The sequence below is a fragment of the Corynebacterium sp. L4757 genome, assembly GCF_043673995.1.
Classification (GTDB): Bacteria; Actinomycetota; Actinomycetes; order Mycobacteriales; family Mycobacteriaceae; genus Corynebacterium.
Map to the genome: position 1 here is coordinate 36,192 of NZ_JBIMEN010000010.1, position 22,484 is coordinate 58,675.

Below are 22,484 nucleotides of genomic sequence, written 5' to 3' on the forward strand. Positions count from 1 at the left end.
TTTCACGACGGGAGCCATGTTATGCCTGCCAATCCCATAAGCACACCTAGCCAGACGCAGTCGCACACTTCGCCGCCGCAGCAGCGTGTCGATGCCCCGCCCGCTCAACACTGGCGCAAAATGGCGCTCGGCTTCGGCGTTCCCATTATTATTGCGCTGATCTTTTGGTTCAGTCCGCACCCTGAAGCGCTCACCGACCAAGCGTGGCGCATGTTTGGCATTTTCGTGGCCACAATCGTGTGCATCATTATGGCGCCGATGCCGATGGGTGCGGTGACCATCATTGGCATGATCGCCACCGTGTTGACGGGGATAGTCCCGCTTGCGCCAAGTGCCGATAACCCAGGCGCACCTTACGCGCTGGTTGGTTTCGGCAACTCAACGATTTGGCTCATTGTCATGGCCTTTTGCTCTCACGTGGGTTTATTAAGACCGGGTTTGGCCGCCGCGTAGCGCTGTTTTTCGTCTCCAAAGTCGGCGGGCACATGCTGGGTGTCGGTTATGGTTTGGGCCTAGCTGACCTGGTCCTGTCCCCCGCGATCCCATCGGCGACGGCGCGTGGCGGCGGAATCATGGCCCCGATCATGAAGTCGGTAGCGCTGACCTACGACTCTGAACCGGGGCCAACCTCGCGCCGCGCCGGTGCCTTCTTGTCACTGGTGGTATCAAATTCCAACTCCATTACTTGTGCCATGTTCCTCACCGCGATGGCAGGCAACCCGCTGATTGCTTCCCTCGCCGGTGAACTCGGCGTGGACATCTCCTGGACCACCTGGGCAATGGGCGCCATCGTCCCCGGCCTGCTTGCGCTGGTTGTGGTGCCGCTGGTTATCTACCTGATTTATCCGCCAGAGCTCAAGAAAACCCCCGAAGTACAAACCATGGCAAGTGATGAGCTCAAGAAGCTCGGCGGCATGAGCTACGGCGAAAAAGTCCTGGGCGCCACCTTCGTGGTCTTGCTGCTGCTGTGGACGGTCGGCGATCTGGTGCTGGGCATCTCCGCAACCACCACCGCATTCGTGGGCGTGATTATCCTGATGGTCTTCCAGGTTCTGACGTGGGAAGACATCATCCGTGAGAAAGCCGCCTGGGACACCATGACGTGGTTTGCGGTGCTGTACATGATGGCCACCGCGCTATCGGCCTACGGATTCATCGACTGGGTCTCCGAAGTCATCGCCGGCTCCCTCGGCGCGCTCCACTGGCTGACCGCACTAATCCTGCTGGTCATCATCTACTTCTTCGCGCACTATTTCTTCGCCTCGGCCACCGCGCACATTTCCGCGATGTACATCGCATTCCTGGCCGCCGCGCTGGCACTGGGCGCACCACCGCTGCTAGCCGCGCTGGTCCTGGCCTACTGCTCCAACATTTTCCAGTCGCTCACCCACTACGCAGGTGGCGCATCCCCAACGCTGTTCGGCATGAAGTACAACTCCGTCGCGCAGTGGTGGGGCGTGGGCCTTGTCGCCGGCGTTGTGTCGCTGAGCATCTGGATTCTGGTCGGTATGGGCTGGATGGACCTCATCGGTCTGTGGTGATGGGCTTGTCAAGTTTTCCTTGACAAAGCATTTGTTGTAAAGGCAGACTTGACACGTGGGCAATCAACGAGGCCACGAGCTGGCAGATCACATCACGCGCATAGTCGCATTGCTTGCCGATGAACTCTCCACCTCAGACGCAGCGAAGGAGAGTTCGCGCAGCGATGTCACCCATGCGCTGTCCACGGCGCGCTCACTTCAGGCGCTTGCCGATGAAGCATTGGCGCACCTGGTCACCGATGCCCGCAACCGCGGGATCACGTGGCAGACCATCGGGGATGCCCTGGGCATTTCGCGGCAGGCTGCCTTCCAGCGGTTTGGTACCGCGATTGACCCTCGGACAGGAAAAGCGATGAATAAACCCACTGAAGAAGCCAAGCGCGAAGCCATAACCAAGGCGGAACAATTTTTAGACGACCTGACCGCGTCCCGCTGGGAAGAAGCAGCAGGTCAATTGGGCCCGGTCATCGGCGCGCATTTGGATGCAGAGGGTTTGGCGACGACGTGGGCACAGGTGGCATCGATAAGTGGCGCATTAGAAACGCGTCTTCCTGCCGAAGCTATCGGGCTTGCCGATGGCATCACTGTTGTCGAACAACCCCTCGCCTTCGAAGCCGCCGACTTGGTTGCGCGCATTAGCTACAACACCGATGGCAGCATGGCTGGACTGTGGTTCGTGCCCGCTGACCAGGCACTAACAGAAAGGCCAGATTAATGAATACCGTAACGCGAGCAGTCAATTGGAGAGCCGTCGGCTTCTTCGTGCTGATATCTTTCGGGCTTGCTTATGCGCTCGATGCCATTCTCTTGAGCACTCTGGGTTTGGCGCATCCGTTAGCGATTGTGCCGATTTCGCTGCGCATGTTCACGCCACTGATTGCAACGGTCATTGTTTGCCGGTTTATTACCTTTGAAAAGTGGACCGGTGCTGTTGGTTTGGGACGGGAGTCTTTTGCGAATGGTCAGTGGAAGAAGATTGTTTCTTCGGTATTCATTGGGTTTGTGCTGGTTGTGGGCGTGATTGCAGCATCGATCGCGCTGACGACTGCCGCTGGGTGGTTGAATCCTGATTGGGAGATGACGCAGACCCGTGCGCCTTTGATTGAAGCGGGTGCAGATATTTCGCCGACGGTGTTGATCGTCATGACGGTTATCCAGGCGTTTATCGCGGGCATTACTATCAACGCTCTCATGGCTTTCGGTGAGGAAGCCGGCTGGCGCGGTTGGCTGCAAAACGCGCTGGAGCCGCTGGGGCGCCTGAGTCAGGTGCTGCTCATCGGCGTTATCTGGGGACTATGGCACGCACCGTTAATCGCAGCGGGCTATAACTTCAGCGATCAGATTCCCGGCGCCGTGGCGGTGCTGCTGTTCACGGCTTTCTGCATTGCTTTCGGCGCGGTATTGAGCTGGCTGAGTTTGCGCTCCAAGAGCGTACTGCCCGCAGCTATTGGGCACGCATTCTTCAACGCACTCGCAGGTTTCCCCGCGATGCTTGTTGCAACCGGTGATACCTGGGACCGCGTCCTTGCTGCACCCATGGGCGTTCCCGGCATCGCGATTTTCGCGGTAGTCGCCGTCGTGCTGTTTTCTAGCTCGCACGGCGTGAAATCCAAGGTTTAGATTTTCGTGTTTGGCCGCGCGACGGGTTCGGTAAGAGTGCGCGGGCGCATTCGGGCATTGGGGAGATTCGGTGCGGGAAGCCACGTCATGCCATCGGCGTTGCGGCCAAGGCCATCTTCGCCGACGCCGCCGTGGCCGATGTAGCCATCGACGAAACCGAATTGGCCGTCGACGTCTTCGCCTTGGCTAGCTTGCCAAGTGTCGCGAAAACGCACGATTTCATCATGGTCGCGGCCGATGAAATTCCACCACATGAGGATTTCTTCCCGCAGTGGTTCGCCGCCGATGAATAGTGCGCGACCCATGTCATCGGAATCGTTGCGGATGCGCAGACGCGTTTCACCGATGCCGGTGTATCCAATCTGCGTCTTTTCCAGCTCGGTATCTGCGACCACGATGGTTCCGGAGTCAGCGATCACGCCGTGCTCAAACTCGGGGTTTAGGTCAAGCACGATTTCTGAGCGTGGATCGATGGTGATTTCCGCGCCGACCATCGGTGTGTGCGAATGCACCGGGCTGGCTGCACCCATGAGCTCACCCATAAATACCTTGAGCTGACCGCCATCGAGCTCGGTAGCTGGCGGTTTGAAATAGGCCAAGTCGCGCTCGGCAGTACTGCGCGTGGCATCCGGCAGCGCAATCCACAACTGCACGCCATGCAAAATGGTGGTCTTCTGCGTGGTGGTTTCTGTATGCGAAATGCCGTTACCGGCAGTCATCAGGTAGAACTCACCGGGATGCACGAAGCCGCGTCCGCCGCCGGCATCGATGTGGCTGATCTCGCCGGTAAAGAGCCACGTCGCGGTCTGCAGACCAGTGTGCGGGTGCGGCGCAACATCCATGCCACCGGTCTTTGACACATCGTCAGGACCAAAATGATCGACAAAGCACCACGCGCCAATGAGCGATCGCTGACGGTGCGGCAGCGTACGATGAACCGTCATCGCACGCGGACCACCAAGCGGCACAGCGCGGGAAGAAATGATCTCAACTGCGGTTGCGTTCATGTCAACAACCTTAGTCGAATGGGTTTATTTTCTCTTCCACCTTTCGGTCCACAGTTTCAGCGTGGTTATGCCCTATTAGATCAGGTTCATCGCTCCCATGCTGCTGAGGTCGTGAGTATTGCCTAGTAGTTTGCCGCCTGGGGTGCGCAGGCGGACTTTGCCGCGGTGTCGGTGCATTCTTCCCCGCTTCGGCTTGCCGCGTTTTGATTTGCCTGGTCCTCTTTTCTTCCCGCCCGGCGTAGCCGGGCCGTCATCATTGACGCCGTTGTGGTACTTGCACAACATCGTCAGATTCGAGGGCTTTGTATGGCCGCCGTTCTTGTGCGCCTCGATGTGGTGGACTTGGCACCTGTCAGCCGGGACGTTGCAGTCCGGCCAGGGGCAGACGAGATTCTCCGCCATGGCCAAGATGCGCAGCTTGTCGGAAGCGAAGCGGGCTTCATAAAGATTTACCGGGCCTTCGGTCGGATGGAACAAACCGACGTAAAGCTTTTCGTCTAAAGCACCTTCCATCGCGGCATTAACAATTTCGGCACCGGTCATGGTGGTGCCGTCAGAGGCGCCGACGTTGACATCGTCGCCTTCGCCACTGAAGATTTTGGCAGAGTTATCCAGCCCAAGAGCAATCACGGTGCGGTATTCAGGCTTGATAAGACCCGTGCCGGTTCCTTCGATGAGGTCCCAGAAAGGTTGCAGTAGAGCTTCGGAGCGCGGTTGGTCATCGCCTTTGATGGCCGCGTCGAGGGTCTTTTCCAAATCAGTAATGCGTCGTTGGGTATCGGTAATGCTAATGGTGCGCATCCCGTCTATTGCGCGGCCTACGCGTACGCCGGATTGTTTCGGCTTGTCACCGCCTTCTTCGGTCACGCGCTTTTTGCCATGCTCATCGACTTCTTCGTAGCTTCCCTCATACGCGATGAGTTCTGCACGCAACTTCCACGCGGCACCACGCGCTTTCAACTTCTTCGCGTGTTTATTAACCATCTCTAAGAACTCAATGCCCAACCTGCGCTCTTCGGCAAGTGCGACAGCCTCTTGCTGCACACGCGGCGAGTCGCAGGACCCGAAGTAAACTCTGGCCAGCCGAGCATATTTCTGCACTGTAGAAAGTCTGTGTCCCTCAGTAGCTACGTCGTAGGGGGATAGCTCGTAAAAGTCGCGAAGAATACCCACGCCACCTCTGTCGAAAGCTTCAAATAATTCATATCCGTTCATAACTTCGACACTAAAACGACAGTGCAACCCCTGACTAGGGCAAGTTCAAAAACCTGCGAGTAATTCACATGACACGTCACCCAAATGGCGAAGTTATCCACAGGGCCGCCGATTAGACGAGCTCAATGCCTACAAGTGCGATGGTTGCGACGATCCCTGTTGACGCAAAAGCGAGGATGAAAGGGCGCACTCCAACGTCTAGCAAGCTTTGAATTTTGACCCCGCACCCGAGAGCAAACATTGCGGAGACACTCTTGCCGGTGTGGATTGCCGCGCTGCGTGAACGATACCCCGATGTCCAGGTTGCTATTTCTGTGGTGAATTCAGCAGAAGTTATCTCACAGGTTCGACATGGGCATTTCCATGTAGGTTTCATCGAAACGCCACATGTACCAGTGCAGCTGAATGCTCAAATCGTCCAGGAGGACGAGCTTTTTGTGGTGATTTCCCCGCACCACCCATGGGCTTCGCGAACCGGGCGAATCAGCCTGCAAGAGCTGGCTGAAACAGCACTCGTTGTAAGAGAACCCGGCTCCGGAACCTTCGAAGCCCTGCAAGAGCATCTGTCTGGATTGGATGTTGCTACTCCAGCCCAGGTGCTCAACAGCATTGCGGCCGTGCGCGTCGCAGTTGCTTCCGGTGCCGGCCCCGCAGTAATGAGCGAACTGGCCGTGCGCGATCAGCTCGCCAATGGCAATCTCCTGCAAGTGCCTTTAGAAGGCGACAAGATCACGCGCCCGCTCACAGCAATCTGGTCAGGACACCGCCGTCCGCCCAGGTTGGCGTATGAACTGATTACCATCGCGAAGTCCACTGGCGCTTGAATCAGGAGGCATCGTTAAGCACTGCGTACAGGCGATCCCGCGCGATGTTCATCTCCTGGTCGAATTCCTCATCACTGGATTTATCGCGGACCCAACTTTCAGAAACCACGATGCGCGGCAGCGTTACCACCGCGGCAATCATCGCGCCGCGCAGGCGATGGCGCTTATCAATCAACCAGCCCCCGACCAGTGCCGGAATGCTGATTCCGGTCAGGACGGCGGGGATGCCATCGAGAAGCCTGCGATTTAATAGTTTGGCCAATCCCCACTCCACCGCGCCAAGTAGTGCTCCTACACTAACCGCGATACCAATCGACTTCACCCACGTGGCAATGAAACCTTTAATTGCCCCTTGCTGACGGTCGTTTTTCTCCCGCGGCTTTGGGAAAACGTACTGCAACACCACATAAAACGGCACCATAATATAGCCGAACATGGCTTCTACAGTGGCTAACCGCTTTAACGAAGCCGTGGGCCGGCGTTGCTCCTTAACCGTGGCGGTGTCAGTCATCATTTCCCCTCAACGAGCACGCATAGGAATCAAGCATTCAGTGTGCCCCACACTAATACGTCGTCCACTGCCCTAAACAGCCCCACTATAGAAATCGGGCTGTCTCGCCTGAGCCGCCTGGCGTGTAGGGTTCATTATGAGCCGTACTGGTAGGGGGGACTTACACAGTTAAAGCTTGGCCGGGACAATCCTGCGATCTAAGGAGCACTAGTCGTGCGTGATAAAAGAACTAAGCAGCGTGCCATTACGAAAGCCATAACCGTATTTATCGGCGGCCTATTATTCGCTGCCTATCTCGAATGGCAGCATTCCATGACGGTAGCCACCATCGGATTCGTACTGTTCGGGGCTCTGCTGTCTTATCTGGTGTATAAAACCAATCGTCCAAATTAAATAAATCTGAGCTTGCCGTAGCGGCCAGGCGTGCTAGCCTGCTGGTTAGAACACTCTGGCAGGACGACCTGCACAGTTAAAAGCTAGAGCCGGGACGACCCTGCACTTAAAGGAGTCTTCGTCCATGTCAGCCTCTACTGCACTGCGCGGCGTTCTCACCGGATCCGTCATCACCCGAATTGTATTGGGCTGGGTTGCGGTCGCACTACTATCACTGGCATCAGGTTTTCTCGCCGGCAGCTTATCGACGCCTCTCGTCTTCACCCTTCTTGCGCTCATCGTAGGCGTCATCATCGTGTGTTCCGGCGGGGTTGTCACCCAGGCTGAACACCTCGCGCACCGGCTTGGTGATCCCTACGGCACCCTGGTGCTGACGCTTTCAATTGTCGGCATTGAAGTCATTCTCATCTCCGCGGTCATGCTCGGCCCAGGCGATCACCACACCATCGCGCGTGATTCCGTCATGGCCACGGTCATGATTGTCCTCAACCTGGTCATCGGCCTGGCACTCATCGTCGGCGGCATGCGTCATAGCAACCTGCAGGTCAACCGCGCCGGTATTTCCGCATACTTATCGACGCTCGTCGTACTCATCGCCACCGCCTTCGCCATTCCAGCTGTCATCGGCACCGATGGCGCATACAACACCGCGCAGGCCATCACCATCGTGACCTTGACAGTCATCCTCTACGGATTCTTTCTCTACCGCCAAACCGGCGCCCAGCATGCCGACTTCACCGAAACAGACAAGGACATCGTTGCTTCCAACAACCCCGGAATCGCCGCAATTTTCCGCGAGCACAAAGACGAAATTCTCACCCGCGCGCTGGTTTTGCTCATCACGGTAATTCCGATCGTGTTGCTCTCTCACGATATGGCATCGCTTCTCGATGACGGCCTCAACCGCCTCGGCGCTCCCATCGCCCTATCAGGCATCATCATCGCAATGATTGTCTTTTTGCCCGAAGCAATCACCACCGTCCGCGCTGCCTGGGGTGGCGAAGGACAACGCGTGGTTAACCTCGCCCACGGCGCGCTCGTCTCCTGTGTTGGCCTCACTCTGCCGGTCGTGCTCATCATCGGTCTGCTTACTGGGCAGACCGTTACTCTCGCCGAAAACCCCACCAACCTGCTGCTCCTAGGAATCAGCCTGGCTTTGAGCATCGCGACGTTTAACTCCCAGAAAATCACCGCGATTCACGGCGGAGCACACCTATTCGTCTTCATCCTCTACGCACTCAGCGTATTTTCTTAAAGTCGTTCCTTGCCAGGACTTTCTGTGCTAGCGTGGGCGCCAGACACGGGGTGCCCAAAAAGGGCTGAGATTACACCCGAGAACCTGATCGAGTTCGGACTCGCGGAGGAATGTCGGTAAACGACGCAGGCAATATATGCAGGGATACCTGTATCTATTGCAGCACGCTTCGCTTCTTCGAACTCGATATGAGTGATGAAACGGAGACAAGCGTTGATACCGAACGTATTAACCATTGCTGGCACAGATCCCACCGGTGGCGCGGGGATTCAAGCAGACTTAAAAGCATTTTCAGCCAACGGCGCATACGGGATGAGCGTGGTCACCGCGGTGGTCGCGCAAAATACGCGCGGTGTGGGAAGCATCGTCGCGATGGAACCTGAATTCGTGGCCGAACAAATCGCCGCGGTCTTTGAGGATGTCCGCGTCGATGCAGTGAAAATCGGCATGGTGGCCAATGCTGGGATCGCCGATGCGATCACGCAGTCACTGGATAAATACGCGCAGTGCCCGGTGGTCTTGGATCCGGTGATGGTCGCTAAAAGTGGCGATCATCTGCTCAACCAGGATGATGTCGACGCGATTCGGGAGCGTCTCGTGCCGCGGGCAACGCTGATTACGCCGAACCTGCCAGAGGCATCAGTGCTGCTTGGCCGCGATGTGGAGATGGACAGCTTGGCAGAAATGCGTGAGTCCTTAAACGATCTGCGCGCTTTGGGCGCAAAGTGGGTACTGCTCAAAGGCGGGCATTTAAGCGGTGCGGAAAGCACCGATATCCTCACCGGCGGTGATGCCGGCGAGCACACCGTGGAACTGACCGCACCGCGCGTGGACACCATCAATGACCACGGCACCGGGTGCACATTATCGGCCGCGATAGCAGCGCTTTTACCCCAACACGGCTACGATGAAGCGGTGCGCCGCGCCAAAGACTATCTCACGCACGCGCTGGCCCACGCGGATGAATTGGACGTCGGTGCAGGCCACGGCCCCGTCCATCACTTCCAAGCGCTGTGGAATAACGCGCCTTTACAACTGCAAGGAGCACAGCGATGAGCACTCAACGATTTACGGACCTTTTGCGCGAGCAGAACCACACCACGTGGGAGAAGGCAGTTACTCACCGCTTTGTGCAGGAGCTTTTCGATGGCACCATCGACGACTCTGTCATGGCCAGCTACTTGGTGCAGGACTACCGCTTTTTGGATAGTTTCTTGGTGTTGCTGGGGGCATCGGTAAGCACGGCGGATGCGCTGGAACCACGGCTGCGGTTTGCGCAATTTATCGGCGAGATAGCCGGCGATGAAAATACTTATTTCCTCGACGCCTTTAAAGCATTGGGCGTGAGCGCCAAGCAGCGCGAAGAAATCCCGAATACCGAGCCAACCACCGCATTTTGCGCATTGATGCGTGAGGCTGCGGAAACCCGCGATTACGTAGCAATCGTCGCGGTGTTGCTGGTTGCGGAATGGCTATATCTTGACTGGGCAACCCGCGACTCACGCCCTCTACCTAAGAACTTCGTGCACGCGGAGTGGATTCGCTTGCATGATTTCCCCGAATTCCACGAGCGTATCGCGTTCTTACGCGCAGAACTCGACCGCGTAGGCCCGGCCCGGCGCGCTATTGCACAAGACTTCTTTCACCGCGCAGTCGAAATCGAGCTCGCATTCTTCGACGCTGCCTACGCCCACCCCATCATAGGAGAAAAGTAATGACACTATTTGCTGATCTGAAAAAGGCCATCGGTACCGAGTGGACCGACTACACCGAGCACGAATTCGTGCGCAAACTTGGCGAAGGCACCTTGCCACTACCCGTCTTCCAGGACTATCTGGTGCAGGATTATCACTTCCTAGTGCAGTTCGCGCGGGCAAACGCACTGGCTGCATACAAGAGCCGCAAGCTGGCCGATATTAAAGACGCGACGGGCGCACTGCAGGCTATCTTGCACGAAACCGAACTGCACCGCCGACTGACCGCACGCTGGGGAATCACGGAAGAAGAGCTTGATGCGGCGGCAGAAAAACAAACCACCGTGGCTTATACCCGCTACGTTTTGGACACCGGGATGTCCGGCGACCTGCTGGATATGCACGTCGCGCTTTCACCATGCTCCATTGGTTATGCAGAAATTGGTGTAGCCCTAGAGCCGCAACGAATACGGGCTCTCGATGCCAGCGAAGAACACCCCTACGGCGAGTGGATTGCGGAATACTCCGGCACGGAATTCCAAACCGCAGCACGTGCTGCCACCGAAAGACTCGACGCGCTAACCGCAGGTAGTGTCACCGCGGAGCGCTTTGATTCCTTAGTGGAAATCTTCCGCGCCGCCACCCGCTTAGAAGCTGCGTTCTGGCAGCAAGCACTGGACTCAGCTGACTGATTCAACTGCCTAGTGTTTGAAGCAGCGTGCGTTCCAGCTCTAAGAATCTAGGGCTGGTCAACGCATCGATCCCGCGCGGCTTCGGTAGGTCAACGTCGAGAATGAGGCTGACTTTCGCCGGGCGTGGGCTGAGCACCACCACGCGGTCTGAAAGCAAGATCGCTTCGCGGACATCATGGGTAATCAACAGGGCTGTCCAATTATGTTCGGCCCACACTTGTTGCAGCCAGGTTTGTAAATCCTGTTTGGTAAGGGCGTCGAGGGCGCCGAAGGGTTCATCGAGAAGTAAAGTGCTCTTGTTTTGAACCACCGTGCGTAGAAGTGCTGCCCGCTGGCGCATGCCCCCGGAAAGCTCAAACGGCAAGGAATCTTCAAAGCCCGCAAGCCCAAAGCGGGGAAACCATTCCTTGACCCGTGCCCGCGCCGCACGGCGTTTGACCCCGTGGACCTCCAGGCCGAGTGCGGCATTCGCGGCGATGCTGCGCCACGGAAACAACGCATCCTTTTGCGGCATATAGGCCACTTCTCCATCAATGCCCACCGTGCCACTAGTCGGTGAATCCAAACCGGCGATGATGTTAAAAAGCGTGCTCTTCCCGCAACCGGATGGCCCAATGATGGAGACAAATTCCCCGGGATTCACCGTCAAAGAGATGTCATCCAGCACTGCGCGCTGGCGGCCATCGGCAAGCGAGAAGGTGCGCGAGATGCCTTCTAGCTGCAAGCGCGGTACGGTTTTAACGCTCATTGGCAGTGGTCCTTTCTTTGATGTGCCACGGAATAACGGCCCGTTCCACCAGGTACGTGGATAGGTAGAGCACGATGCTAATCGCAGCTGCGACGGCTACGGCGGCGAGCACCAAATCGGTGCGAAAAGCATTCTTTTGCACGCTCATATAAATGCCCAAGCCCTGCTTCGCGCCGACATACTCGGCGAAGATGGCGCCCACCACGGCATACGTAATGCCGATGCGCAAGGAAGTGAAAAACAGCGGCAGCGCCGACGGTAGCCGCAAAAAGAGGAACTCTTTGATGCGCCCGGCACCCATGCTGCGCAGCAACGCCGATGCTTCCCTGTCCGCGCGCGCAAAACCATCGACTAGCCCGATGGTGACTGGGAAGAAGGTCACCAACGCCACCACCAGGATCTTGGGCAGCAGCCCGAAGCCGAACCAGATGATCATCAACGGCGCGATAGCGACAATCGGAATGGTTTGGGAAGAAATCAGCAGCGGAACCAGGCCACGGCGCATAAGCGGCGAGAAATCAATGACGATAGCAATCATCCACGCGCACGCTAACGACACCGCAAAGCCCAGTAGCGTGACATTTAAGGTGGCCAGGGCATGCGCGCCAAGTGCGCTGCGGTGCTCCCAACCGGAGCTTGCCACAAGCGTTGGCGCCGGCAGCACCTGCGGGCGCACCGCAGTCAAACGCACGATTAACTCCCACGCGATAAGCAGCACGGCCAGAAAGCCTGCGGGCACCCAGATATTCTTAAAAGATAAATACTGCTTCATCAGTCCTGCAGATATTCATTGGTGAAAAACTCTGACCACGCAGGCTGCTCATCCAACGGTTTGCCGTTGTTATCAGTCAGCAAATCGGAATCAAAGAGGAACTGGCCGAGCTCGCTCCAGTGCTCTTCGGTTTGCACGCCGAAGTCACCGTTGTCATCGAGCATGTACTTATCCGCAAGCATCTCCTGGCTTTCCACCAGTATGTCTAGGTCAGTGAGCAGGCCGGCGTTTTCTTCCTGCAAAATCTTTGCGGCGGCTTCGGGGTCTTCCACGGAATCTTCATAGCCGCGGGCAAGGGCCTGCACAAAGCCACGCGCGGTATCCGGATTATCTTCCAACCAGGTGTTATTGCCCACCACCAAGACTTGGTACGCATCCGGGAAACCATAATCGGTGTACGCGAAAGTCTTCAGGTCCACGCCGCGGTGTTCAGCCTCAATGCCTTCCCAGGCGACATAAGGGACGGTGAAATCAACATCGCCGGAGTACAACGCCTCATAGGCAGAGGTCCCCAACGTCACGGTTTCGAAATCCCCCTCGCCGCCGGCGGACTGCACCACGCCCTGCATGGTCTTGGTCTCCGCCGGGTTATCGAATCCACCGAAGGTCAGCCCATCCAAGTCGGCAGGGCTTTGGATGTCATCACGGTCTGCCAGTACCGCTACTTCCGTGGCCCAGGTTTGTTCCACGGCGAGTACTGATTTCAGGTCCGCGCCAGACGCCATGGACATCGATGCTGTGTCTTGGAAGCTGATGCCGAACTCGGCTTGGCCGGCATCGACAAGTACTTCGGGGTTGCTGTTGTTAAACGGCAGGATTTCCACGTCAATGCCGGCTTCTTCGAAGTAGCCCTTATTCAACGCCACATACAGCCCGGTGTGGTTGGTATTCGGTGTCCAGTCCAGCGCGAAGCGGACGGTGGTTTTCGCATTGCTTGTCGATGCCTCCTCCGCCGCATCACCTCCCGCACAGCTAGTCAGCAAGGTAGCAAGAGCAAGGACGCCGGCTGCGGCGATGGTGCGAAGAGAAATTGATGTAGTTTTCACGGTTTTCTTTATTCCTTCCAGGATTCGGCCATGCTGCGGGCGACATGCTCGGGATCCTCGGCAGCACATAGCGCGGAGACAAAGCAGACGCCTGCGGCTCCAGCGGATCGCAGATCAGCGATGTCTTCTTGGAGGACACCACCGATGGCCACGGTCGGCGCTGATGACAACGCGGTCAGGTGCGCAAAGCCCGCGATGCCCAGTGCTGGTGGATGATCCGGCTTGGTAGAAGTCGGCCGGATAACACCGACGCCGACATAATCCACGGTGCCTGCGGGAAGTGCGGCAACGGCAGCGAGGTGATCTTCGGTATTGGCGGTAAGTCCGATGACGGCGCCCGCTCCAAGGGCTTCGCGGGCGGTCAGGACCGCTTCGTCACCTTGACCAAGGTGCACACCGTCGATGGCAATGCCACGCCTTTGAGCTTCGACGGCGACATCGAGGCGGTCGTTGATCACTAGCTTCGCGCGGCCATCGATGACAGCTGCGAGCTGATCTAGTTGGGATAGCTGCTGGTCAAAGCTGGCATTTTTATCGCGTAGCTGCACCGTTTGCACGCCACCGTCCACGGCCAGACGTACAGTTTCCACTACGCCGCGGGTTCCACACAGCACCGGGTCGGTGACTAAATAGATGCCATAATCCTGGTTGCTGCTCATGCCGCGTACTCCCGGATGCGCTGCTCCGAGGAGATGGCGGACGGGGTGAGGGTGGAGAGGGCATCGATAAGCGAAACTGCGAAAGACCCTGGACCTGCTGCTTGCGCGGCGGCCTGTTCGGCTGCAATGCCGTAGACTGCATGCGCGGCGGCGACTGCCTCGACTGGGGAATTTGTCCCGCGCACCGCAGCGAACGCAGCTATCAACGCGCCCAGCGCACAACCGCCGCCGGTGACTTTGGTTAAAAGCTCATCGCCGTTAGCCACGCGGATAACGCGCGTACCATCGGTGATGAAATCCTCCGGCCCGGATACCGCCACCACGGTGTTGAGACGCTGCGCCAAAGCAATCGCGCCCGGCGCGGCGGCTTCTGTGGAATCCGTGGACTCCACGCCCTTGCCGCCGGCTCCTTCCCCTGTCAGGGCAAGAATCTCAGAGGCATTACCGCGAATCGCAAACGGGGTTTGCGGCGCGAGTTTCTGCGCCAAGGCCGTGCGAATGGGCAAAGCGCCAATCGCCACTGGATCCAACACCCACGGTGTTGCAGATTCGTTGGCGGCGGCGACGGCTTCTTCCATCGCTAGGCGCTGCTCCGGCGTGGGGGTTCCCAAATTCACCAGTACCCCGCCCGCGACCCGGGCGAAAGGGCCTGCTTCCCCGACGATGTCCGTCATCGCTGGTGCCGCCCCGATAGCAAGCACCACATTGGCGGTGAAGTTGGTAACCACCGAATTGGTTATGCACTGCACCAAAGGATTGTGCGCGCGTAGTTCACCGAGCAATGCTGCGGCAAAAGATAAGGTCATGGCCTTTCGCTTTCTTCCTCTGACGAAGAAGAATGTGCAGCATCACCGCAGCGCTCAATAGGACACCAATGGTATCCGCGCACAGCCAGTTTCATCCGGACAATCCCTTCGCCAGTACTAACTAGATCAGGTTCGACGGGTGTTATCTCAGCCGGTCTTTACGGCACCCCGTGTCTTAACGCACCACACTAGCCCAGGCCGCGTGTCCCGGCAATAACTTTTAATATCAGAACATGCCGGGGGAGAAATTTTTATCGCGCGAGTTCGGTGCGGTGTACGGTTTTCTGCAGAGCCGAAGAATCTCGAAGGAGTCCCGCGTGAAATCCTTGCATAACGTACAAGCGCACAGTTTCGCTTCCGATAATTATTCCGGCATTGCCCCGGAGGTACTGGCGGCGTTGACGACAGCTAACGGCGGGCACCAGGCGGCATATGGGGCGGATGAGTACACGGCATTGCTTGACGATGTCATCGTGAAACATTTTGGCTCCACCGCCACCGCGTATCCGGTTTTTAACGGAACTGGCGCAAACGTGGTGGGCTTGCAGGCGTTGCTGCCGCGGTGGGGCGCGGTGATTTGTGCTGCGACTGCGCACATCAATGTCGATGAAGGCGGCGCACCCGAACGCATGGGTTCCATCAAGTTATTGCCAGTGCCAACTGCCAATGGCAAACTCACCGCAGAACTCGTCGACCGTGAAGCCTGGGGCTTTGGCAATGAACACCGCGCGCAGCCACTGGTGGTCTCCATTTCGCAGACCACAGAGATGGGTACCTGCTATACCCCCGAAGAAATCCGCGCATTGGCAGATCATGTCCATGCCCGCGGCATGGCCTTGCATATGGATGGTGCGCGTCTTTCAAATGCGGCCGCAACACTCGGGCTGCCGCTGTCTGCTTTTACTACCGAGGCTGGCGTGGATGTTTTAAGCCTGGGTGGAACCAAAAATGGTGCACTCGGGGCTGAGGCCGTGGTAATTCTTAACCCCGATGCGCTAGTCGGTGGCGCGGAGGCGTTGCCGTTTGTGCGCAAACTATCGATGCAATTAGCTTCCAAAATGCGGTTTATCTCCGCACAAATCATCGCCCTATATGAAGGCGACGTGTGGCTTAATAACGCTCGTCATTCCAACGCGATGGCCAAGCGCCTACGCAGCTCCCTGGAAGAAGCGAACCTACCGGGCTTGAAATTTACCCAAACCACCGAATCTAATGCGGTCTTTGCCACCCTGCCCGACGACATTGCCGATGAACTGCGCCAAAACTTCCACTTCTACGACTGGGATGCCACACGCAATGAAGTGCGCTGGATGTGCTCCTTCGACACCACTGAAAACGACATTGACGCTTTTGCCGCAGCCATAAAACAAGTGTGGGCTTCACACCCTAGCTAAGGCGCAAATCGGTGATACACGTTGCGTCTTCTGTTCCCGTGGCAAATTCCGTTGTGCCCTCTAATCCCTGGTAATTCACCGTGATGGTACCGGCGCTTCCGCGCGGAACCCAAAACCCGGCAAAGCCATTATCGAAGGTCGTGGCGGGGCCATCGACAAGCGTTGTGCCGGTTTCCTCATCAAAGACTGATACCTCTACTGACTCATTGTCCAGCTCTCCCACGCAGGTGGTAAGGCTGTGGTAGTAGCAATCATGGGTTTGCGACACGAAGGGGGCGACCGAGACATAACTCCGGTCCTCAGGCATATCGAGTGTCACTTCTCCCGCCTGATTGCTCAGGATCAATTCTTCGCTTCTTACTGAAGCCATCAAATCAGTAGGGCGTTCAGCGATCGGTTGCTGATCCAGATAGTCAATAATCTCGCGAGCATCCATCCCTTCTAGGCCGTACGCGTTTAGTACTTCTTCCTGCTCCGTGCCCGAGGATGAACAAGCACTTAAAGCGAGCGAAGCACCGACGATTGCGCTAACAATTGACGCGCTTTTTCTCGCAGCCCGCTGGGGGCTTGCTGGTTGTGATCCAGCTCCATCCTGAATATTTTCCATAGGCTAATTAATAGCACCATTTCTCCTATCCCGACAAAGAACTAGCCTTCCTTGAAACATACCCTGTCGGGGTATACCGTTGTTTGTAGCGATTAATTACCTATCTCCTCCATATCTCGGTTTCCTAAAATCCTAAAAATTGAGAGAAGAAGTGACATGAGTACCCCACACCACGATCACAAGTCCTCAAGCCATGATGGCCATGAAGGCCATAACCATGATGAACATGCGGGTCACAGCGTTACAAAGTTTAAAGACCGCTTTTGGCTGAGCCTCCTACTATCCATCCCGGTGATTGTCTTCAGCCCTATGTTTGCCACCTTCCTGGGCTACACCGTGCCGGAATTCTCAGGTTCAACCTGGGTCGCCCCGGTTCTAGGAACCGTGATTTTCCTCTACGGCGGCAGCCCTTTCCTCCAAGGTGGCGTGTCAGAGATTCGCTCGCGTCAACCGGGCATGATGCTGCTGATTGCCATGGCGATCACAGTCGCATTTGTCGCTTCATGGGTTACCACTTTGGGCATCGGTGGTTTTGAACTCGACTTCTGGTGGGAGCTTGCCCTGCTGGTTGTCATCATGTTGTTGGGCCATTGGATGGAAATGCGGGCCCTAGGTTCTGCATCTTCTGCCCTCGATGCCTTAGCTGCCCTCCTTCCGGACAAAGCAGAAAAGGTTGACGGCGATGCTATCCACTCGGTAGCCATCTCTGAACTTACTGCTGATGACATCGTGCTAGTTCGCCCCGGCGCGCGAGTACCTGCTGACGGCACCATTATCGATGGTTTCGCCGAATTCGACGAATCGATGATCACTGGCGAATCCCAGCCTGTATATCGCAACAGTGGCGAAACAGTTATCGCCGGCACCGTGGCTACGGATAACACCGTGCGCGTCCGAGTGGAAAAGACCGGCGCTGATACCACCTTGGCTGGTATTCAACGCATGGTTGCCGAAGCACAAAATTCTTCTTCCCGTGCGCAAGCCCTGGCCGATAGAGCCGCGGCTTTGCTCTTCTGGTTTGCCTTAGCCGCTGGCATTATTACGGCCATCGTCTGGACAATCATCGGCAGCCCTAATGACGCCATTGTCCGCACCGTCACCGTGCTGGTCATTGCCTGCCCCCATGCCCTGGGCCTGGCCATCCCCCTGGTCATTGCCATCGCTACGGAACGCGCCGCCAAAACTGGCTTACTCATCAAGGACCGGCTTGCCCTTGAACGCATGCGCTCCATCGATATTGTTTTATTTGATAAAACTGGCACCTTAACCGAAGGTGCACACGCGGTCACCGGTGTCGCGGCAGCATCGGAAGTGCCGGAGGGAGATGTTCTGGCCCTAGCTTCTGCAGCTGAAATTAATAGTGAGCATCCACTAGCCCGAGCGATCGTCACTGCTGCAGCCGCGCACCCAGTGGCATCGCAAAGCCCGCGCGTTGGCTCGGATTTCCGCACCGCCGCGGGTCGTGGCGTGCAAGCAACCGTCGATGGAGAAAACATCATGGTTGGAGGCCCCAATATGCTGCGCGAGCTTGGCGTTGACTCCCCTGACTCACTGCACGACAAGATTTCTACGTGGACCTCCCGCGGCGCAGGAGTCTTGCACGTGCTTCGCAACAAGGAAGTCATTGGGGCCATAGCCGTCGAGGATCACATCCGCCCCGAATCCCGCGATGCCGTCCGGGCACTGCAAGATGCGGGTGTGAAAGTCGCGCTGATCACCGGCGATGCTTCTCAAGTTGCAGAAAGCGTGGCCCAAGAATTGGGCATCGACGAAGTCTTTGCCGAAGTTCTACCGCAGGACAAAGACACTAAAGTCGCTGAACTGCAGGAACGCGGATTCGACGTGGCCATGGTCGGCGATGGCGTCAATGACGCGCCTGCCTTGGCGCGGGCCGATATTGGCATCGCTATCGGGGCGGGCACAGATGTAGCCATGGAATCCGCTGGCGTTGTGCTCGCCAGCGATGATCCCCGCGCGGTGTTGTCCATGATCACGTTGTCCAAGGCCAGCTACTCCAAGATGGTTCAAAACTTGGTCTGGGCATCGGGCTACAACATCCTCGCGGTCCCACTCGCTGCTGGTGTACTAGCTCCCATTGGCTTTGTTCTCTCGCCAGCGGTGGGCGCAATTTTGATGTCATTGTCGACCATAATCGTGGCCTTCAATGCCCAACTTTTAAGAAGGATCGATCTAAAACCAACGCATGTAGCACCCGCTACCTCAAGCGAAAAACTTCAACCATAAACGCTTGATGATAAAGCTTTCTAAACCATAATTTTCTCAACCTCAGAAAGGTTTCACATGAAACATTCCACTTCTCTCATCGCTCTCACGCTCGCCGCTGGTCTTACCTTGAGTGCCTGCAGCGACGCCTCAGATTCCGCAGAGCCTGCGCCGGCTACTTCCGAAAGTGCCGATAGCTCGGACAACGCTGCGACTTCAGAAAATGCGACGGAGGACGAAGGGCACAAAGACATGGCTCACGACCATCCTGAAGACGGCGGCGCTCCCCCAGCCGGAATTGAGGAAGCAGAAAACCCGACCTACCCCGTCGGCACTGAGGTCACCTTGACCGCGGATCACATGCCCGGCATGGATGGCGCAACCGCAACCATCTCCGGAGCCTTTGATACCACGACCTACTCCGTGAGTTACACCCCCACCAACGGCGATGCTCCAGTTACGGATCACCGTTGGGTTGTGCACGAAGAACTCGTGGATCCCGGCGAAGCACCGCTTGCTGATGGCGCCAAGGCAGTGATGACCGCTGAGCACATGCCCGGGATGAAGGACGCCGAGGCCACGATTGATTACTCCACGCAGGAAACGGTGTACATGGTCGACATTGATAATGATGAGATGACCATGAAAAACCACAAGTGGGTTACCGAAAGCGAAATCGAACCCGTTCAGTAACCCATCAGCCTAAGGCAGCTTGTGACCAGCTGCCTGAATAAGGCTGTACCACTCAGCGCGGGATAGCGAAATATCTGAACCCGCTGCAGCAACGACGATGCGAGAAGGCGTCGTCGTGCCCAGCACAACCTGCATGTTCGCAGGATGACGCGTTATCCAGGCACACGCAATGGCAATGGGTTCCACGCTATATTTCTCAGCGAGACGCTCAATCTCAGCATTGAGTTCCGGATAGTCCGGCGAACCCAGGAAGATTCCCGGCTCACTCCCTTTTTGCAGAGGTGACCAGGCCTGCAGCGTGATGGCATTAATCCGCGCGTAGTCCACTAATCCGCCTCCATCGCGGGTGATGGCGTCCCCAGTAGTAGTCATATTCGACGTCATGCCCTGCGCAACCAAAGCAGAATGTGTAATTGACAGCTGCACCTGGTTGATCAGAATCGGCTGCTCCACGGCAGTCTTGAGCAGATCAATCTGGCGTGGAGTGTGATTGGAGACGCCAAAAGCACGCACCTTCCCAGCTGCCGCAAGATCATCAAAAGCACGCGCTACTTCTTCCGGCTCCACCAAAGCGTCTGGGCGGTGCAGCAACAGCACATCTAAATAGTCCATATTCAGGGCCTGCAGCGATCGCTCTGCTGAAGCAACAATGTGCTCATAGGACTGGTCATAGCCCCACGGTTTGTCGATGATTCCCGTTTTCGACTGCACAATAATATCTTCGCGCTCCGCTGAAGATAGCTTCAAGGCCTCTGCGAACCTCCGCTCGCACAAGTGGTACCCGCCCTCGGGAACGTTGAAACCATAAAGATCCGCGTGGTCGAAGTAATTAACGCCGGCCTCTCGCGCGGCGGCATACAGATCGCGAATCTGCGCATCCGTCTTATCACCAATGCGCATCATACCCGCGATAATATTGGGCACTTCTTGCCCACTTGTTCCTAATTCAATACTTCGCATATTAATTTCCTCTTGGACTAGCGTTCAGCTCGCACGGATTGAGTACTGCGCGAGTCTATCCGTTTAGCGACGCAGAAGCGTTAAATAAGCCTCAAGTTGGTTGAGGATCCGCTCAGTACTAAAACCTTCTGGATCCATTACTGCTGTAATTTGTGAGCCCTGCAGGGAAACCACCAATAGCTCTGCTGTGCTGTCAACAACGTCAGGGAGAGGACGCAGCAACCTATCTTCGCCATCGTCTGCAGTAGCTCGGAACAAGAATTCGTGTTTCCGGTGGTCACCTTGTTTACCTGGTTTACCAACGCCGCGGCCTTCGGTCTGACCTTCTTGCTGGCTATCACCAGCTTTACCGTGATGGTGTGGGCTAATCGCTACCACCGCGAATACAGCGTGTTCGTGAAAACCATCGCGCCGCTGCTCGCCGGCATTGGCATGGCGGCGGTAACCGCGCTGATTCTCATCAACTTCAACCTCATGATGGACACCGAAGACTTCTCCATGATTTGGATCATGCCGGCCATCATCTTGGGATCCGGGCTCATTGGTCTTATCTGGGGCGAGATTTTAATCCGCCGCAACACCATGAACTCCGCGCACATCACGGGCGAGGTACCGGAACCCGAGCTTCAGCCCACGACGCCGGTGTAGGCGCATTGTTTAACCACAACCACCAACATTCTTCACCTAAAGAAAAGGAAACCTTAAGGCGCTGCTGAAGATTCACCGCTCGTAGAAGCACATCACTAAAGCGCAGGTCTACTACGGCCGCGACGACACCGGCACCACCCGGTGGGGTGAGATAGAGGAGTTCTCCTCGCTGGACGTCGTCTCAGACGGCGCGGCCGGCTGGAGTTTTCATCCACCCGCCTGGGAAACGGTCCCCGTCAGGTGCTGTTGCAAACAGGAATTCCAGACAACTAACTATTTGTTAGTGTGCAGCGCAACGCTGGTACCGGATCCGCCGTTTTCGACGAAAACGCGAGTTTGCAACAGCACCTTCTCATCGCTCATGACGTGTGCTGGTAGGGTGGCGGCATGGCAGGTCGGGGACTAGATTCCCTCCAGTGAGTGACGTGTGGCGAAGGAGTTTTACGATGGAATCCGTAGGACGACCCCGGGTGATGCCGTTGGAAGAAGGAGCGCTGTTTGAAACTAAACGGATGGAAGCGGCGTCGGGAATTTCCTGGCCCAGACACAGAGCATCAACCGAATCGGTGCTCGTCGTCACCGAGGGGCGATGCATCGTTCAGTTCTCTGACGAAGACCGTGGTGTGAGCGCGGGAGACAGCCTCGTCATTCCCGCTGATATCTGGCACGAGATCGTGGCAGACCCAGAGTTTAAGGCTGTCCACATCATGCCGAAGGAGATCCGGTTCACCTTCTCCACGTGATCTCCAGGAGTAATTCACCCTCCTCGGCTCCCTTCGTGGAGTTCGAGCGTTATCGGATCCATGAGTGCCAGGCCGAGGGTATCGACCTGGTTAAGGCGGCCAACCGCTAACAACGTCAGGGGCACGAAGTTCGATAACGAGCAACCTCGGGTGATCATGGAAAAGATCGCGGCCCACGTACCCAAGGGCCAGGTCTCCCGCGAGGACAAAGTCAACCGGCCCCCCTCTACCGCATGCTTGAGCATGAGTAGGTGCCTCTTCTCGCATCTCGAGGCCGGAGCCCACGTTCCAGGAGATCTCCCGGAGAGTAACGGGACGTGTCAACGAAGAGATTAGCCCCGAAAGACGGTGAGGGTTGGCTCCGCTTCGTTGTGGGAAAACTAGGCCCTTGATAGGCTGTGCTTATAGGGTCTCCTGCGCCGATAAAGGACTG

General features: G+C 56.8%; 24 protein-coding genes, 2 pseudogenes and 2 riboswitches. Of the genes and pseudogenes, 14 read left to right on the plus strand and 12 right to left on the minus strand.

All coding sequences use genetic code 11. The annotated features are described in order from the left end of the window. Positions 1-21 precede the first annotated feature (21 nt). The 3 genes and pseudogenes from ACG98I_RS11425 (at position 22) to ACG98I_RS11435 (ending at position 3,161) form a co-directional block, all read left to right on the plus strand. Positions 22-1,541: pseudogene (locus tag ACG98I_RS11425) on the plus strand (DASS family sodium-coupled anion symporter). A 55-nt stretch (positions 1,542-1,596) separates the two neighbouring features. Further along, positions 1,597-2,256: a DUF3887 domain-containing protein gene (locus ACG98I_RS11430; RefSeq protein ID WP_075722122.1), complete on the plus strand. Its 660-nt coding sequence runs from the start codon at positions 1,597-1,599 to the stop codon at positions 2,254-2,256. Beyond that, complete coding sequence (locus ACG98I_RS11435; RefSeq protein WP_394720772.1) at positions 2,256-3,161, plus strand: CPBP family intramembrane glutamic endopeptidase; 906 nt, start codon at positions 2,256-2,258, stop codon at positions 3,159-3,161. The genes ACG98I_RS11430 and ACG98I_RS11435 overlap by 1 nt, the downstream gene beginning before the upstream one ends. Here the strand turns inward: ACG98I_RS11435 and ACG98I_RS11440 are convergent. The 3 genes and pseudogenes from ACG98I_RS11440 to ACG98I_RS11450 form a co-directional block, all read right to left on the minus strand. After that, the gene (locus tag ACG98I_RS11440) at positions 3,158-4,168 is read right to left on the minus strand and encodes a pirin family protein (protein ID WP_394720773.1); all 1,011 of its coding nucleotides are present in this window, start codon (positions 4,166-4,168) and stop codon (positions 3,158-3,160) included. The genes ACG98I_RS11435 and ACG98I_RS11440 overlap by 4 nt on opposite strands. Positions 4,169-4,243: 75 nt before the next feature. Further along, a complete protein-coding gene (locus tag ACG98I_RS11445; protein WP_394720774.1) occupies positions 4,244-5,383 on the minus strand; it encodes an HNH endonuclease signature motif containing protein in 1,140 nt (379 codons plus the stop codon). Positions 5,384-5,495: 112 nt separating this feature from the next. Then, positions 5,496-5,630, minus strand: a pseudogene (locus tag ACG98I_RS11450) (putative sulfate exporter family transporter); the annotation flags it as partial. A 13-nt stretch (positions 5,631-5,643) separates the two neighbouring features. On the opposite strand from ACG98I_RS11450, the gene ACG98I_RS11455 reads away from it, so the two are divergent. Further along, positions 5,644-6,207 carry a LysR substrate-binding domain-containing protein gene (locus ACG98I_RS11455; RefSeq protein WP_394720775.1) on the plus strand — a complete coding sequence of 188 codons (564 nt, stop codon included), beginning with the start codon at positions 5,644-5,646 and terminating at the stop codon, positions 6,205-6,207. A 1-nt stretch (position 6,208) separates the two neighbouring features. Here ACG98I_RS11455 and ACG98I_RS11460 read toward each other — a convergent pair whose 3' ends face one another. Beyond that, positions 6,209-6,718 (minus strand): hypothetical protein, encoded by a 510-nt coding sequence (locus tag ACG98I_RS11460; protein WP_394720776.1) that lies wholly within the window; start codon positions 6,716-6,718, stop codon positions 6,209-6,211. 213 nt (positions 6,719-6,931) lie between these two features. Between ACG98I_RS11460 and ACG98I_RS11465 the strand changes: the two genes are divergently transcribed. The 5 genes from ACG98I_RS11465 to tenA all read left to right on the plus strand — a co-directional run bounded on the left by ACG98I_RS11465 (position 6,932) and on the right by tenA (position 10,752). Continuing rightward, a complete protein-coding gene (locus ACG98I_RS11465; protein WP_105324662.1) occupies positions 6,932-7,111 on the plus strand; it encodes a hypothetical protein in 180 nt (59 codons plus the stop codon). Positions 7,112-7,235: 124 nt separating this feature from the next. After that, on the plus strand, positions 7,236-8,366 hold the full coding sequence (locus ACG98I_RS11470; protein WP_394720777.1) for a calcium:proton antiporter: 1,131 nt from the start codon (positions 7,236-7,238) through the stop codon (positions 8,364-8,366). 36 nt (positions 8,367-8,402) lie between these two features. Then, positions 8,403-8,494, plus strand: a riboswitch (TPP riboswitch). A 67-nt stretch (positions 8,495-8,561) separates the two neighbouring features. Then, entirely contained in the window at positions 8,562-9,422 is an 861-nt protein-coding gene (gene thiD, locus ACG98I_RS11475) for a bifunctional hydroxymethylpyrimidine kinase/phosphomethylpyrimidine kinase (protein ID WP_394720778.1), read from the plus strand. Then, a complete protein-coding gene (locus ACG98I_RS11480) occupies positions 9,419-10,081 on the plus strand; it encodes a TenA family protein (RefSeq protein ID WP_394720779.1) in 663 nt (220 codons plus the stop codon). Before thiD ends, ACG98I_RS11480 begins: the two co-directional genes overlap by 4 nt. Beyond that, positions 10,081-10,752 carry a thiaminase II gene (tenA, locus tag ACG98I_RS11485; RefSeq protein ID WP_394720780.1) on the plus strand — a complete coding sequence of 224 codons (672 nt, stop codon included), beginning with the start codon at positions 10,081-10,083 and terminating at the stop codon, positions 10,750-10,752. The genes ACG98I_RS11480 and tenA overlap by 1 nt, the downstream gene beginning before the upstream one ends. Before the next feature lies 1 nt (position 10,753). Here the strand turns inward: tenA and ACG98I_RS11490 are convergent, their stop codons facing one another. Genes ACG98I_RS11490 through thiM form a run of 5 tightly spaced genes read right to left on the minus strand, consistent with a single transcriptional unit; the run spans position 10,754 to position 14,783 of the window. After that, on the minus strand, positions 10,754-11,500 hold the full coding sequence (locus ACG98I_RS11490) for an ABC transporter ATP-binding protein (RefSeq protein ID WP_394720781.1): 747 nt from the start codon (positions 11,498-11,500) through the stop codon (positions 10,754-10,756). Then, on the minus strand, positions 11,490-12,272 hold the full coding sequence (locus ACG98I_RS11495; protein WP_394720782.1) for an ABC transporter permease: 783 nt from the start codon (positions 12,270-12,272) through the stop codon (positions 11,490-11,492). Before ACG98I_RS11495 ends, ACG98I_RS11490 begins: the two co-directional genes overlap by 11 nt. Next, entirely contained in the window at positions 12,272-13,318 is a 1,047-nt protein-coding gene (locus tag ACG98I_RS11500) for an ABC transporter substrate-binding protein (RefSeq protein WP_394720783.1), read from the minus strand. The genes ACG98I_RS11495 and ACG98I_RS11500 overlap by 1 nt, the downstream gene beginning before the upstream one ends. A gap of 8 nt (positions 13,319-13,326) precedes the next feature. After that, positions 13,327-13,977, minus strand: a complete 651-nt coding sequence (gene thiE / locus ACG98I_RS11505; RefSeq protein ID WP_394720784.1) for a thiamine phosphate synthase — start codon at positions 13,975-13,977, stop codon at positions 13,327-13,329. After that, positions 13,974-14,783 (minus strand): hydroxyethylthiazole kinase, encoded by an 810-nt coding sequence (thiM, locus tag ACG98I_RS11510; protein WP_394720785.1) that lies wholly within the window; start codon positions 14,781-14,783, stop codon positions 13,974-13,976. The genes thiE and thiM overlap by 4 nt, the downstream gene beginning before the upstream one ends. 85 nt (positions 14,784-14,868) lie before the next feature. Further along, positions 14,869-14,964, minus strand: a riboswitch (TPP riboswitch). A 136-nt stretch (positions 14,965-15,100) separates the two neighbouring features. Here thiM and ACG98I_RS11515 point away from each other — a divergent pair. Beyond that, positions 15,101-16,177, plus strand: a complete 1,077-nt coding sequence (locus tag ACG98I_RS11515) for a threonine aldolase family protein (RefSeq protein WP_394720786.1) — start codon at positions 15,101-15,103, stop codon at positions 16,175-16,177. On the opposite strand, the gene ACG98I_RS11520 is transcribed toward ACG98I_RS11515, so the two are convergent. Beyond that, positions 16,170-16,784, minus strand: coding sequence for a CueP family metal-binding protein (locus ACG98I_RS11520; protein ID WP_394720787.1), 615 nt, complete (start codon positions 16,782-16,784; stop codon positions 16,170-16,172). The two genes, ACG98I_RS11515 and ACG98I_RS11520, sit on opposite strands and share 8 nt — an antisense overlap. A 156-nt stretch (positions 16,785-16,940) precedes the next feature. Between ACG98I_RS11520 and ACG98I_RS11525 the strand changes: the two genes are divergently transcribed. After that, positions 16,941-19,028 (plus strand): heavy metal translocating P-type ATPase, encoded by a 2,088-nt coding sequence (locus ACG98I_RS11525; RefSeq protein ID WP_394720788.1) that lies wholly within the window; start codon positions 16,941-16,943, stop codon positions 19,026-19,028. Between the two features lie 57 nt (positions 19,029-19,085). Next, entirely contained in the window at positions 19,086-19,700 is a 615-nt protein-coding gene (locus ACG98I_RS11530; protein WP_394720789.1) for a YdhK family protein, read from the plus strand. A 9-nt stretch (positions 19,701-19,709) separates the two neighbouring features. On the opposite strand, the gene ACG98I_RS11535 is transcribed toward ACG98I_RS11530, so the two are convergent. Beyond that, positions 19,710-20,660 (minus strand): aldo/keto reductase family oxidoreductase, encoded by a 951-nt coding sequence (locus ACG98I_RS11535; protein ID WP_394720790.1) that lies wholly within the window; start codon positions 20,658-20,660, stop codon positions 19,710-19,712. Positions 20,661-20,723: 63 nt separating this feature from the next. After that, complete coding sequence (locus ACG98I_RS11540) at positions 20,724-20,918, minus strand: hypothetical protein (protein WP_394720791.1); 195 nt, start codon at positions 20,916-20,918, stop codon at positions 20,724-20,726. Between the two features lie 6 nt (positions 20,919-20,924). Here ACG98I_RS11540 and ACG98I_RS11545 point away from each other — a divergent pair, with 6 nt between their 5' ends. Further along, positions 20,925-21,308 (plus strand): hypothetical protein, encoded by a 384-nt coding sequence (locus ACG98I_RS11545; protein WP_394720792.1) that lies wholly within the window; start codon positions 20,925-20,927, stop codon positions 21,306-21,308. Between the two features lie 446 nt (positions 21,309-21,754). Beyond that, positions 21,755-22,051 carry a cupin domain-containing protein gene (locus ACG98I_RS11550; protein WP_394720793.1) on the plus strand — a complete coding sequence of 99 codons (297 nt, stop codon included), beginning with the start codon at positions 21,755-21,757 and terminating at the stop codon, positions 22,049-22,051. Positions 22,052-22,484: the final 433 nt, after the last annotated feature.